This is a genomic window from Roseovarius sp. Pro17 (assembly GCF_035599575.1).
In the GTDB taxonomy this organism is placed as follows: domain Bacteria; phylum Pseudomonadota; class Alphaproteobacteria; order Rhodobacterales; family Rhodobacteraceae; genus Roseovarius.
On sequence record NZ_CP141179.1, the window covers coordinates 417,423 to 430,206 of the forward strand.

The following is a 12,784-nucleotide window of genomic DNA, read 5'->3' on the forward strand; positions in this document are numbered from 1 at the left end:
ATTTGTGGGTCAGTTTCACGCCCGCCTCAAGCGAAACCGACATGAAACCGGACAAAACGCGACCGAAGAAGGGCGATGGACGCCGATTGATCAGGCGGATGGGCGCGTTGAAATGCCTCCTGTGCCGGGCGCGCAGCCGTGCATGGTTTAGCCTCTTGCATTTATCCCCGATCGCTCTCCGTCCTGCGAGGCGGATCTTGATCTAGCGGATATGCAGAAGATGTTGGTGTCGCAATGTCGATCACGCAGACTTTGAGGGGCCGCTGGCGCGCCATGACAAGAGACGCAGCTTCGCCCCACTCTTGCGGCCTGCGCGGAAGCAGATCGAAAATTCGATGTGTGTAGGATAAGGTGGCAGCCCGTAGGGGAATCGAACCCCTCTTTCCAGGTTGAAAACCTGGCGTCCTAACCGATAGACGAACGGGCCACGCGCTGTGTGAGCGGTTCCTAGGCAAATCTGCCCGCCTGCGCAAGGGGGTTTCTACATCTAATCGCGCCACTATACCGAAATCTTTGGATGGTTTCGGCGTGGTGTCCGGGCGCTCAGGCGCGAGCGGCGTCCTCAAGGCGCAGCTGCACCGTTTGACGGCCGCGCCAGACGTTCAATTCCAGTCGGCCGGCCAGATGAAACCGCGCGCCACCATGCCCCTCAAGCGCGGGGCCGATAGGCCCGTCGAACGCGCCGAAGGCGATGGCGTCCAACTGCGGACCGGTGCCATCGCCAAAGCGGATCTTGAGGTGGCGTTCACCCACACGTTTGGCAAAAGTGATCTGCATCTGGGCAAAGACGTGACGGGGGGCGGGCGAGCCGGCGCCATATGGCCCGGCGGCATCCAGCGCTTCAATCAGCGCGGGCGTTGCAGCGCCGGGCATTAGCAGCCCGTCCAGCGCTAGGTCAGCAGCGCCGCCTGTCCCGGCGCCCTGCTTGGTCAACAGCTCGCTCAGCCGTGCCATGGCAGGCTCCAGCTGATCGCGCGCGACGGTCAGACCCGCCGCCATCTTGTGCCCTCCGCCCTTCATCAGCAGACCTTCGGCGGTAAGGCGCTGGATCGCAGCGCCCAGATCGACACCTGAAACGGAGCGGCCCGATCCCTTGCCGATATCGCCGTCAAAGCCGATCACGATCGAGGGCCGGTTCGCCGCCTCTTTGAGGCGGCTTGCCACGATGCCCACGACACCGGGATGCCAACCCTCGCTTGCGGCCCAGACCAGCGGCGCGTCCAACCCGCGCGCCTCGGCCTGCGCCATGGCTGCGGCTTGTACACCTGCCTCGATCTCGCGCCGCTCGGTGTTCAGCTGGTCGAGCCGTTCGGCCATAGCCTGCGCCTCGTGCTGGTTGTCGCAGGCCAAAAGCCGCGCGCCCAGATCGGCGCGCCCGACGCGCCCACCCGCGTTGACGCGCGGTCCCATGAGAAACCCCAGGTGATAGGGACTGGGCGCGCTGTCCATGCGCGCCACATCAGCAAGCGCGACCAGACCGACCCGCTCGCGTCGGGCCATGACGCGCAGGCCCTGCCGAACGAAAGCCCGGTTGACGCCGATCAGCGGCGCCACGTCAGCCACCGTCGCCAAAGCGACCAGATCCAGCATCGCCATCAGGTCCGGCCCCTTGCGGCCCGCCTCGCGCAGCTGGCGCCCCGCCTCGACCAGCATCAGGAAAACAACGGCGGCAGCGCACAAATGCGCCAGATCGCCCGACTCGTCTTGCCGGTTTGGATTTACCACGGCCAGCGCAGCGGGCAAGGTTTCAGCCCCCAAATGGTGGTCGAGAATGACAACGTCAGCCTCTTTGGCAGCGGCAACTGGACCATGACTAAGCGTGCCGCAATCGACGCAAACGATCAAATCGTGATCGCGCGCCAGTGCCGCCATCGCCTCATCATTAGGGCCATAACCCTCGTCAATGCGGTCCGGCACATAGAGGGTCGCGGCCACCCCCATCTGGCGCAGCCAGTCGATAAGCAGCGCCGCGCTGGTGCCGCCATCCACGTCGTAATCCGCAAAAATTGCGATGCGCTGACGCGCCTCGACTGCGGCCAGAAACCGTGCCGCCGCCTTTTCCATGTCCAGCAGCGAGCGGGGGTTGGGCAGTAGGTCGCGCAATTGGGGGGCCAGATACGCTTCGGCATCCTGTGGTTCCACGCCGCGCCGCGCCAGAGCCATTGAAACAGGCAGCGGCAGGCCGGTCGCCTGCGCCATCGCCTCGGCGGCGCGATCCAGCAGCGGGGTTGGGCCGACCCACCGCCGCCCGCCCAGCGATGCCTCGACGTCCAGAAACGCCGTCACGCGCGTCCGGCTTTCATTGTTCCCAAAATACTCATGTTCTGCGGCTTATCCAATGCGCGCACGGATGTCCCGAAGAATTGCGCGCCCCGCCAGCTCAGGCCCGATATCTACTCGGCTGCCGTGCGCGCGCTCATTTCGGCGTGATAGTCTTTGTAGCTGCGCTGCGTCGCGATGGAATCCGCGACATGTTTCGCATCATGCCATACGCCCCAGATAAAGGACGAGCCCCGCCGTGATTGCCAGGGCAACCCTAGAAAATAGACGCCCGGTTCGGTCGATACGCCGCGTTGGTGCGCAGGTTTGCCCATTTCGTCAAAGGCGTTCACCTGAAGCCAGCTGTAATCCAGCGCATATCCTGTCGCCCAGATGATGGACGTGATGCCAGAGTCGGCCAGATCCAGATCACGTATCGGGTTATGCACCTCATCAGGATCAGGGAGGAATTGGCGCGCCTCTGGTTCTTCGGGCAGGTTCAGGCCGTTGCGCTCGGCATAGGCGTCGGCCTCGTCCAGCACGGACAGGAAATTCGCATCGCCATGACGAATAGCCTCGGTCAGGCCAGCAGCGAAATGCAGCTTGCCGTTTTCGTAGCTCTCGGTGCGGCCAAGCAGGGTCATGCCCTCAGCAGCCATGCGCCGGAAATCGACCGTCTCGCCGCCATTCGCGCCGCTGACGGCAATAGTCACATGTTCGGTGCCGGGGGTGGGCGCGGCGATGTCCCACTTGCCCAGAACGCCCAGCCACCAGCAGAAATCGCGCCCGCGATAGCTGCGTGGGGGGCGGTCATGGGGCCCCGCGGACAGATAGACGCGGCGGCCACTGCGCATCAGTTCGGCGGCGATTTGGGCACCGGATGCGCCTGCGCCGACGACCAGCACTGCGCCCTCGGGTAACTGATCGGGGTTGCGATATTTGTTGGAATGCATCTGCATGACCGGCTCATCCGCGGGCACGACGTCGGGGATTACCGGTTTTTGAAACGGGCCGGTCGCGGCGACAACGTTGCGCGCCTCGATATCGCCCTCAGAGGTTTCTACCAGAAAGCCGGGGCGACCCTTCAATGACGTCACCCGCTTTACCTCGACGCCGGTACGCACCGGCGCGTCGATCTTGTCTGCGTATTCCACGAAATAGTCTGCCACGCGTTCCTTCGGGGCGAAGGCATCAGGATCGGTGTCCTCGAATTTCAGGCCGGGAAAGCGGTCGTGCCACGCAGGGCCGTTGGCGACCAGCGAATCCCACCGCTCCGAGCGCCAGCGCTCGGCAATGCGGGCACGCTCCAGCACGACATGGTCGATGCCGTGACTGCCCAGATGCTCGCTCATCGCGATGCCCGCCTGTCCCCCGCCGACGACGACCGTGTCCACCGATTCCGTTGCCATGTCATGCCCTTTCGATTGATCAGACAGACTTTAGGCGAAGCGGCCACGAGCGCGAAATATGTTTTGTCAAAGCACTGCTTGGGTTTTTCCGAGGGGCGCAGTCGGCGCCACTCGTTCAAGCCACCGGATTGCGGTAGGTCATCCGCCGCACCGATCCGGTCTTGGAGCGCATCAACACCGTTTCCGTCTCGACATAGCCCGGCCGCCGTTTGACGCCTTTGACAAGCGATCCGTCGGTGACGCCCGTCGCGGCAAAGATCACATCGGCGGTAACCATGTCGTCGCGCGCATAGATGCGGTCCAGATCGGTGATCCCTGCCTTGGCTGCGCGCCCCCGTTCGTCATCGTTGCGGAACAGTAGCTTGCCCCAGATCTGTCCGCCCATGCATTTCAGTGCCGATGCGGCCAGCACGCCCTCGGGCGCCCCGCCTGAACCCATATACATGTCGATGCCCGTCATCTCGGCCTCGGCGCAGTGGATCACGCCCGCGACGTCGCCGTCGGGGATCAGATAAACGGCAGCGCCGGTGGCGCGGACTTCTTCGATCATTTCCTGGTGGCGGGGACGCTCAAGGATGCAGACGGTCACTTCGGATGGCTTGCAGCCCTTCGCCTTGGCCAGTGCCTCGACCCGCTCGCGCGGGGACATGGCAAGCGACACCACGTCCTTTTCATACCCCGGCCCGATGGCCAGCTTTTCCATATAGACGTCGGGCGCGTGCAGCAGGCTGCCCCGCGGTGCCATCGAGATCACGGTCAGCGCGTTGGGCATCGCCTTGGCGGTCAGAGTGGTCCCCTCCAGCGGATCCAGCGCGATATCGACGCCGGGTCCGTCGCCAGTGCCGACCTCTTCGCCGATGAACAGCATCGGCGCCTCGTCGCGCTCGCCCTCACCAATGACGACGACGCCTTTGATCGCCAGTTTGTTCAGCTGCTCGCGCATGGCGTTGACGGCCATCTGGTCGGCGGCCTTTTCATCGCCGCGCCCGATCAGGTCGGCGCAGGCCAGTGCGGCAGCTTCCGAGACGCGGGCCAGCCCGAGCGACAGCATACGGTCGTTGAAATCTGCGGGGTCGGTCATGGCAATATCCTTTGAGCGGAAATGGACAGGGGTTCAGGTGTATCGGCGGCCCGTTAGCCGCACAAGTGGCACGAATGGATGGTCCTTTAGACGTTCTCGATCCTCAGCGCGATGGGCGCGCCGGTTACGACGCCAAGACGCGGGATCACGTCCAAAGCGCGCGCGAGATCGTCGCGCCCGGCCTTGTGCGTGACGATCAGCACCGGCGCGTCGGGGCCTGCATGGTCATACTGGCGCATTCGGTCGATGGATATTCCAGCCTCACCCAGCGCGGTCGCCACCTTGGCCAGCGCGCCCGGCTTGTCCTCTAGCGACATGCGCAGGTAGTAGGGCGCAGGCGTGCCGGCGGCGGCAGGTTTCGAGCGCTCAAGCGAGGCGGCGGGGCGGCCAAAGACGGGTATGCGAAAGCCGCGGGCGATATCCATGACGTCGCCCATCACGGCGCTTGCGGTGGGGCCCATGCCCGCGCCGGGACCGCGCAGCACGATCTGCTCGACATTGTCACCCTCAAGCACGACCATGTTGGTGCCGCCCTCCAGTTGCCCCAGCGGGCTGCTGGCGGGAACGAGGCAGGGCGTCATGCGCTGCTCCAGCCCGCGTCCGGTCATTTGGGCGACGCCCAGTAACTTGATGCGAAAGCCCATGTCGGCGGCGTGGTTGATGTCCTCAATGGTGATCGCGCCGATACCCTCTATATCGACCGAGCCGAAATCAACTTGCGTGCCAAAGGCGATGGCCGACAGCAAAGCCAGCTTGTGCGCAGCATCAATGCCGCCCACGTCCAACTGCGGATCGGCCTCGAGATAGCCGAGGTCGGATGCCTCCTGAAAGACCTCATCGTAGGGCAGGCCCGCAGATTGCATCCGCGTCAGGATATAGTTGCAGGTGCCGTTCATCACGCCCATGACGCGGGTCATATCATTCCCCGCCAACCCTTCGGTCAGGGCCTTGACCACTGGGATGCCGCCTGCCACGGCGGCCTCAAAGCGGATGACGCGGCCAGCGTCCTCAGCCGCCAGCGCCAGCGCATGGCCGTGATGCGCCAGCAGCGCCTTGTTTGCCGTCACCACGTCCTTGCCCGCCGCTATGGCGGCTTCGGTTGCGTGTTTGGCGGGGCCATCATGGCCGCCCATCAGCTCAACAAAGACGTCGACGTCATCGCGCTGCGCCAATGCGACGGGATCGTCCTCCCACGCGTAATCGCTCAGGTTCACGCCGCGTTCCTTACCGCGCGAGCGGGCCGAGACGGCGGTGATCTGCACAGGACGTCCGGCACGTTCAGCCAGCAGGTTTGCCTTTTGGCGAATGATGCGCACCACGCCGGTGCCAACAGTGCCCAATCCGGCGATACCGAGGCGCAGGGGGTCTGTCATGGCGAAATCTCCGGGTGTAATGATGTCTGCCGCGCGATCTACAGGCAAAGGCGAAGGCGTGCAACGCGGGTTTCCTTACTGTCGCACGCCCGCCTTCATCCGCTCGCGGGTCTGCGAGTCGATCACGGTGCCGCGCAGGCCGGCTGCGCGTGCCTTGAGCCGGGCAATACGCGCCTCGATGGTGGGTGCGGTTTCCGGTGCAACGCCGGTCGTGTTTAGCCGCGCTTGCAAACTATCCAGCGGCACGAGATCGGGGTAGGGCTGGGCAAGCGCCGCTTTGCTGGCGTTCTTGTCCAGTTGGGGAAACGGCGTGCAGCCGCTTAGCGCGGCACCAAGGCCGAGCGCGGCGATCAGGGCAAGGGCGGTTCGCATAAAGGCCATCTGCTGTTCCATCGGGTTGCGCCCTTCATGCCACTCTTGTGGCGCGCGGGGCAAGTCACAGCAGTGTCAAGGCGGCGGAGTGAATGTCGCAAACATGTGCGACGGCGCCGCTTGCGGCTGTCACGTTGGCATCTGAACCAAGCGGGAGAGTATTATGAAAACGGGTTTTATCGGGCTGGGAAATGTCGGCGGCAAGCTGGCGGGCAGTCTGCTGAGGAACGGCGTCGATCTGATGGTGCATGATCTGGACGCCGACCTCGTCGCCGATTTCGCGGCGCGCGGGGCTGAGGCGGGTGACAGCCCCGAGGCGATGATGCAACGCTGCGACTCGGTCATAACCTGTCTACCTAGCCCAACGGCCAGCGACGCGGTGCTGCGCGCGATGCTGCCTCACGCGGGGCCTGGCAAGACGTGGATCGAGATGTCGACCACCGACGCGGGCGAGGTCCGCCGCCTTGGCGCGTTGATGATCCAGGCGGGTGCAACAGCGGCGGATTGCCCCGTTTCCGGCGGTTGTCACCGCGCGGATACCGGCAATATCAGCATTTATGCGGGCTGCGAGCACGCCACGTTCGAGCGTATCCTGCCGCTACTGACCATCATGGGCCGCCGGGTGCTGCATACCGGTGATCTGGGCAGCGCTTCGGTGTTGAAGGTGATGACCAACTACCTGGCAACAGCCAACCTGCTGACGCTGTGCGAAGCGTTGACGGTAATGAAGGCGGCGGGCGTGGACCTTGGCACGGCATATGACGCCATTGCGATCTCGTCCGGCAATTCATTCGTGCATGAGACCGAGAGCCAGCTGATCCTGTCGGGCGCGCGCAATGTGAATTTCTCAATGGATCTCGTCCAGAAGGATATCGGTCTTTTTCAGGCGCTGGCCGAGGCGCACGACGTGCCGCTAGAGATATCGCCACTGGTGATCGACATCATGACGGACGGCCAACGGCGCTATGGCACGCGCGCCCAGTCAGACCAGATCATTGAGCGGCTGGAGGAGGCGACGGGGCTTAGTGTCACCGCACCCGGATTTCCGTCCGAGCTGGTCGACGACGAGCCTGAGGCGCGCGGCGCCGAGATCGCACCGCGCCGCTGAGAGGCGCGGTGGTGACCCTTAGCTATCGTCCCAGTTGATCTGCGGCGCAAAGCGCGGGCTGGTGAAGACATGGGTCGCAATCTGCAAGCCCTTGCTTATCCCCACGTCGAACATGGGCGAATAATCCCCGAGGCTGTCGACGATGATAAGCTCTTCGCCGTCGCCCATTATGGGTAGTGTATCATGGGCCGTCTTCACATCCGCAGTCGTCAGCGCGATCAACAGGGATGGGCCGCGCACTTCGCTCCACTTTACGAAATACTCGTCCTCATCCACGTCGTATTTTATGACCGATACGCGCAGCGAATTCTCGCCATCGTCGTTGGAGATGGTATCAAAGACGGTCTTGGCGTTGTTCATGTAGATCGGTGTGATCGCTATCATCTCGCGTGAGATCATGTCGGCGACGGTGTAACTCGCCTTATCGCGAGCGCTGCTATAGCGCTGCACCTCAAAGAGTTCGTAGGTTGCGCCAACGGCCCAGATGAGCAGCGGCAGGGTGAGCATTGCCTCAAGCGCGACCGAGCCACGCTCGTCGTTGCGGAACTTGGAAAGCCAGGATTTCGGAAGAAAATATGTCATCTTACAAGGGCTCCATCACAAAGGCGGACATCGAAACGATGGCGATCTGACCGCTGGCATCCTTTTCCAGCGCGCGCGCTAACTGCCACGTCGGAAAGATCGGATCGTATTTGGCGCAGGCCCGCAGGAACATCAGGTCGTTCTGCTGTCCGGGGGTGAAGTTGAAGGTAGCGGCGCCTTCCTCTTCCTTGTCGGTGCACTCTACCTGACCGCCGAGGGTGGTGAGGTTGCGCATGTCGCTACGTATCATCTCAAGCTTGAGGTTGTTCTCGCAGTCATTGATGACGTAGGCCTCATCGCAGATGCGTTTTTTGATCGTGTCATGATACGCCTGCGTTGCGGTGCCGTCGTCGTCATTCCCTGGCGTTGGCGTGAACTTACCGGTGCCGAGGCGGATGTCGCGCACCGCAATGTCGAGGCCGCGCTCAAGCATCGTGTGGCGCAGAGTGATAAAGCTTAGCTCCAGCGACATGATCAGCAATGCCATGTAGAGCGGCATGATGACCATGAATTCGACCGAGGCATTGCCATCTTCGCGGTGCGTCAGTCGGGCTAGGGCGCGGCGGGTTCTGTGAATAAGATCCATCATTGTGTCAGCCTCAGGTTGACCACGTTAGACGCGATCGAGTTGAAAGCATCCGTGATGTCGATGCCTTGCGCGCGATAGTAGTGTGCTTCGGAGGTCGCACATTTCTTCAGCTCAGTTTCGGCTGTACCGCCTTTGGACACCTCAAAACCGATGGTGTAGACCACGACGCCCTGATTTTTGATGGCCGTGCAGATACTTCCCATCTGCGCGTCCTTCTCCGAGCCTTGGACGCGGTTCGTGGAACTCTCGAACTCAATTTCGGCGACTCTGTAGCCATTTTCCTTGTCCATGAAGTCCGGGCTCATCTTGCCCCACGCCTTTTCCCAAGTAAGATGGTCGTGCGACACGAACCCGTCCGAAGTGAGCAGATCGTCGAACTCCCAGCTCTGCAAGCGATCGCCGGTATTTAGGTTCTTGTACTTATTGTCGTCGGGATCGAAGAGAAAATAAGAGGAATGGCTGACCGACTTGTACTCGCATTCCCACTTCTTCTTGCTGCAATAAGACTCGTCGTTCTTACGCTTGTTCGATTTGTATTTGTGGTAGGCATAGTCGAACTGGAGTTCTTCCCATTCGACGTAGTGCAGGAAGGAATCCGCACCGCGAAAGTCGCTGACTAGGGGAAACTGGTTTGAGTAGGTGTTCTGACCGTCGCCCATCATGACGATGACCTTCAGCGTCTCGGATTCGTTGTAGGCGGCGGGCACCTTGCCAACGCGATCATCTACCAGCTTAGTGCCACTGGGGGTGCCGTCGTCTGTTTTGTTGTTAAGGGCGATTTTGATATCCTCGAACTTGGGGTCCAGCAGGGCGGCGCCCCATTTCATGCCCATGTTGCCCGACGTATTGCCCTTGGCGACCATCGAATCAATCTTGGTGTGCAGATCGGTTTCGCTGATTGAATACGGCAGGATTTCCGCGTTCGGCTCGTTATAGCAGGTGCGGTACACATCGTTGAGGTTGTCAATGCCGTAGTCATATTCCGAGGTGTAAATCAGCTGTATCTGCTCTTCTGCGGGGTCGATCGCCGGGCTGTTGAAATCATCGTTCGTGAATTGCAAACAAGTCGAGTAATCGTGGCGGATATCCACGTCGAGAGACTCAATGATATTCTCGCCGGGCGACACGTCCCAGCTGAACGGCACAACTGAGATAACCGCGTCACCGAGGGTCGCACTGTTCAGGATCGTCGTGACAAATTTCTTGCCTGCCTTCTTAAGATTGACCAGCTTGCTGTTCGAGCCCATTGAGCCGGACACGTCCAGCACCATGGCGACTTCCAGTTTCGGCACGCGCCGCTCTGCGCTTGAGGCGGCGGGGGCGCTCAGCTGGTCGACGCCAACCAGTCGCATCAGGTGAGTGTCCATCGTCATCTTGGCACTGGCACTAAGCTTGCTGGTGTTCAGCGTCTGCACTACGTCGGAGTCCTTGATTTCGTTGAGATAGGACGACATTTCGGCCTTGGCCATGTAATCTATCACGATGTCCTTGGGGCTGGATCCGAATGGGGCCCCCGCGGCGGCCAGCACGGCGCTGTCCAAAGTGTTTTGTAGACGTGCGCGCTCCATTTCGTGGCGCATCAAATCGATGGCGAGGCCGCCGGCGATCAGCATCATGATCAAGGTGAACAACGTGAACACGACGACTGCGCCGTCCTCATCGGTGCTTAAACGGCGCGCCCGTGATGCCAAAAAGACGGCTCGGGCCTTGCGGATCTTGGAACTCATACGTGTCACTGTGTTACCTCGCGATGCCGCTGGGCGGCGTTGTCGACTCGGAATTCGTCGCAAGATTGATCGCTCATCAGTGTGGCCGAAATAGGGCCAGAGATAGTGCAAATATGAAGTAAATGCGGTTTCTTGTGAACAATCTTAACGTCTTGATGTCAGTGTTTCCGCCTTGGCACCTAGTGGACTGCACCCCGCATCCATGCGGCGCGGTACCAAGGCTTGGCTGGACAAAAAAGGTACAGGCATTAACGATACGTTTGCAAAATGCATCATAAACAAGGGGCAGCCGGGTTTTCTGCGGCGCACCAAGGAGGACTGGGATGACACCCGCCAAAGAACCGAGTTTCCGCGACTCAGTGGACCTGATGTTCAACCGCGCAGTCGCGCTGATGGATTTAGAACCGGGTCTTGAGGAAAAGATACGCGTTTGCAACGCGACCTATACTGTACGCTTTGGCGTGCGCCTGCGTGGGCAGATCCATACATTTACTGGCTATCGCAGCGTCCACTCCGAACATATGGAGCCGGTCAAGGGCGGTATTCGCTATGCCATGGGCGTCAATCAGGACGAGGTCGAGGCGCTGGCCGCGCTGATGACCTATAAATGTGCGCTGGTCGAGGCACCGTTCGGAGGCGCGAAAGGCGGTTTGCGCATCGACCCGCGCGAGTGGGACGAATATGAGCTGGAGCGCATCACGCGCCGCTTTGCCTATGAACTGATCAAGCGCGACCTTATCCATCCCAGTCAGAACGTCCCGGCCCCCGACATGGGCACCGGCGAGCGTGAGATGGCGTGGATAGCCGACCAGTACAAACGCATGCATACGACCGACATCAATGGGCGCGCCTGCGTCACTGGCAAGCCGATCAACGCTGGCGGCATTCAGGGCCGGACAGAGGCGACAGGGCGCGGCGTACAATACGCGCTGCAAGAGTTCTTTCGCCACCCCGAGGACGTGAAAGTCGCGAATCTCTCGGGCTCACTGGACGGCAAGCGTGTGGTCATCCAAGGCCTCGGCAATGTGGGCTATCACGCCGCCAAGTTCCTATCCGAAGAGGACGGTTGCATCGTGACCGCCATCGTTGAACATGACGGTGCGCTGATCTCGGACAAGGGGCTCCACATTGAGGATGTGCGCAACTGGATCGGCAAGCATGGCGGCGTTACGGGCTATCCGGACGCCGAGCATGTGGCCGATGGCGCCAAGGTGCTGGAGAAGGAGTGCGATATTCTGATCCCCGCCGCCATGGAGGGTGTGATCAATATCTCAAACGCTGCGAACATCTCTGCCTCGCTGGTCATCGAGGCGGCGAACGGCCCTGTGACCGCCGGTGCCGATCAGATCCTGCGTGAAAAGGGCATCGTTATCATTCCCGACATGTTCGCGAACGCGGGTGGCGTCACGGTGTCCTACTTCGAGTGGGTCAAGAACCTCAGCCACATCCGTTTCGGTCGGATGGGCCGCAGGCAAGAGGAGTCGCGCCACCAGCTGGTCGTCGACGAACTGGAGCGCCTGAGCAGTGACAAGGAACTTGGCTGGACCCTCAGTCCCGACTTTAAGCAACGCTATCTGCGCGGCGCGGGTGAACTCGAACTGGTGCGCTCGGGCCTCGACGACACGATGCGCGCCGCTTACCAGTCAATGCGCGAGGTCTGGCACGGTCGCGATGACATAACCGACCTGCGTACGGCGGCCTACCTCGTGTCAATTGGCAAGGTGGCTGACAGCTATCGCGCTCTCGGCCTCTAGGCCGGGCGCTGCCGCCGGGCAGCAGCCGGAATTTCTATGAAACTCCGGGGCGGGAAAGAAGAGTTTTCCGCGCTTCTTGCGCGCTCGGCGGCGCCCTTCATTTCCGGATGCACTGATTCAGTGCAACCGGAACTGTTGCGGGGACGTTGGTCTGTGTGAGCCACTTGAGGCGGGCCTGTTTACCGTCCCGTAGTTGAAAGGAAGGATACACATGACCCGTTTCGCCCTTCTCGCTCTTTTTCTCTCGTTGGCTGCGCCCGTGCTGGCTGATGACGCCCGCGACCGAGGATGTGCCGCAACGACGGCGATTGTGGCCGAAGCCGTGGCTACGCGAGCGAAGGGTACGACGCAAGCTCAGGCTCTCAAGGCTCTGTTAGCGGGTGATGTGGACGCCAAATACATCGCCGCTGTGGGCCCGTTGGTCGACTGGGTTTATACTTTACCACAGGACCAACTGACGAATGAGGCGGTCGCCGCCTATAACGACGCTTGCCTCGCTCAAATCAGGTAGCCGCTATCGCATTTTTAGG

Annotated in this window: 11 protein-coding genes and 1 tRNA gene; 3 read left to right on the plus strand and 9 right to left on the minus strand. The window is 61.5% G+C overall.

Going from position 1 to position 12,784, the window contains the following annotated elements; all coding sequences use genetic code 11:
- Window positions 1-352: 352 nt before the first annotated feature.
- From U3654_RS02055 to U3654_RS02080, 6 genes are all read right to left on the minus strand, one after another.
- Window positions 353-427, minus strand: a tRNA-Glu gene (locus U3654_RS02055).
- A gap of 116 nt (window positions 428-543) precedes the next feature.
- On the minus strand, window positions 544-2,286 hold the full coding sequence (recJ, locus tag U3654_RS02060; protein ID WP_324753699.1) for a single-stranded-DNA-specific exonuclease RecJ: 1,743 nt from the start codon (window positions 2,284-2,286) through the stop codon (window positions 544-546).
- A gap of 107 nt (window positions 2,287-2,393) precedes the next feature.
- A complete protein-coding gene (locus tag U3654_RS02065) occupies window positions 2,394-3,668 on the minus strand; it encodes an NAD(P)/FAD-dependent oxidoreductase (RefSeq protein ID WP_324753700.1) in 1,275 nt (424 codons plus the stop codon).
- A gap of 115 nt (window positions 3,669-3,783) precedes the next feature.
- On the minus strand, window positions 3,784-4,749 hold the full coding sequence (gene glpX / locus U3654_RS02070) for a class II fructose-bisphosphatase (RefSeq protein WP_324753701.1): 966 nt from the start codon (window positions 4,747-4,749) through the stop codon (window positions 3,784-3,786).
- Between the two features lie 86 nt (window positions 4,750-4,835).
- Window positions 4,836-6,122, minus strand: coding sequence for a homoserine dehydrogenase (locus tag U3654_RS02075; RefSeq protein WP_324753702.1), 1,287 nt, complete (start codon window positions 6,120-6,122; stop codon window positions 4,836-4,838).
- Window positions 6,123-6,197: 75 nt separating this feature from the next.
- Window positions 6,198-6,515 carry a hypothetical protein gene (locus U3654_RS02080; protein WP_324753703.1) on the minus strand — a complete coding sequence of 106 codons (318 nt, stop codon included), beginning with the start codon at window positions 6,513-6,515 and terminating at the stop codon, window positions 6,198-6,200.
- 142 nt (window positions 6,516-6,657) lie between these two features.
- Here U3654_RS02080 and U3654_RS02085 point away from each other — a divergent pair, with 142 nt between their 5' ends.
- Window positions 6,658-7,602 (plus strand): NAD(P)-dependent oxidoreductase, encoded by a 945-nt coding sequence (locus U3654_RS02085; protein WP_324753704.1) that lies wholly within the window; start codon window positions 6,658-6,660, stop codon window positions 7,600-7,602.
- An 18-nt stretch (window positions 7,603-7,620) separates the two neighbouring features.
- Here U3654_RS02085 and U3654_RS02090 read toward each other — a convergent pair whose 3' ends face one another.
- Genes U3654_RS02090 through U3654_RS02100 form a run of 3 tightly spaced genes read right to left on the minus strand, consistent with a single transcriptional unit; the run spans window position 7,621 to window position 10,500 of the window.
- Window positions 7,621-8,184, minus strand: a complete 564-nt coding sequence (locus U3654_RS02090) for a pilus assembly protein (RefSeq protein ID WP_324753705.1) — start codon at window positions 8,182-8,184, stop codon at window positions 7,621-7,623.
- 1 nt (window position 8,185) lies between these two features.
- Window positions 8,186-8,773: a pilus assembly protein gene (locus tag U3654_RS02095; RefSeq protein ID WP_324753706.1), complete on the minus strand. Its 588-nt coding sequence runs from the start codon at window positions 8,771-8,773 to the stop codon at window positions 8,186-8,188.
- Entirely contained in the window at window positions 8,770-10,500 is a 1,731-nt protein-coding gene (locus U3654_RS02100) for a TadE/TadG family type IV pilus assembly protein (protein ID WP_324753707.1), read from the minus strand. Before U3654_RS02100 ends, U3654_RS02095 begins: the two co-directional genes overlap by 4 nt.
- Before the next feature lie 323 nt (window positions 10,501-10,823).
- Here U3654_RS02100 and U3654_RS02105 point away from each other — a divergent pair, with 323 nt between their 5' ends.
- Together U3654_RS02105 and U3654_RS02110 are read left to right on the plus strand one after the other, a co-directional pair.
- On the plus strand, window positions 10,824-12,254 hold the full coding sequence (locus tag U3654_RS02105; protein WP_324753708.1) for a Glu/Leu/Phe/Val dehydrogenase: 1,431 nt from the start codon (window positions 10,824-10,826) through the stop codon (window positions 12,252-12,254).
- 211 nt (window positions 12,255-12,465) lie between these two features.
- Entirely contained in the window at window positions 12,466-12,765 is a 300-nt protein-coding gene (locus tag U3654_RS02110) for a DNA primase (protein WP_324753709.1), read from the plus strand.
- Window positions 12,766-12,784 lie beyond the last annotated feature (19 nt).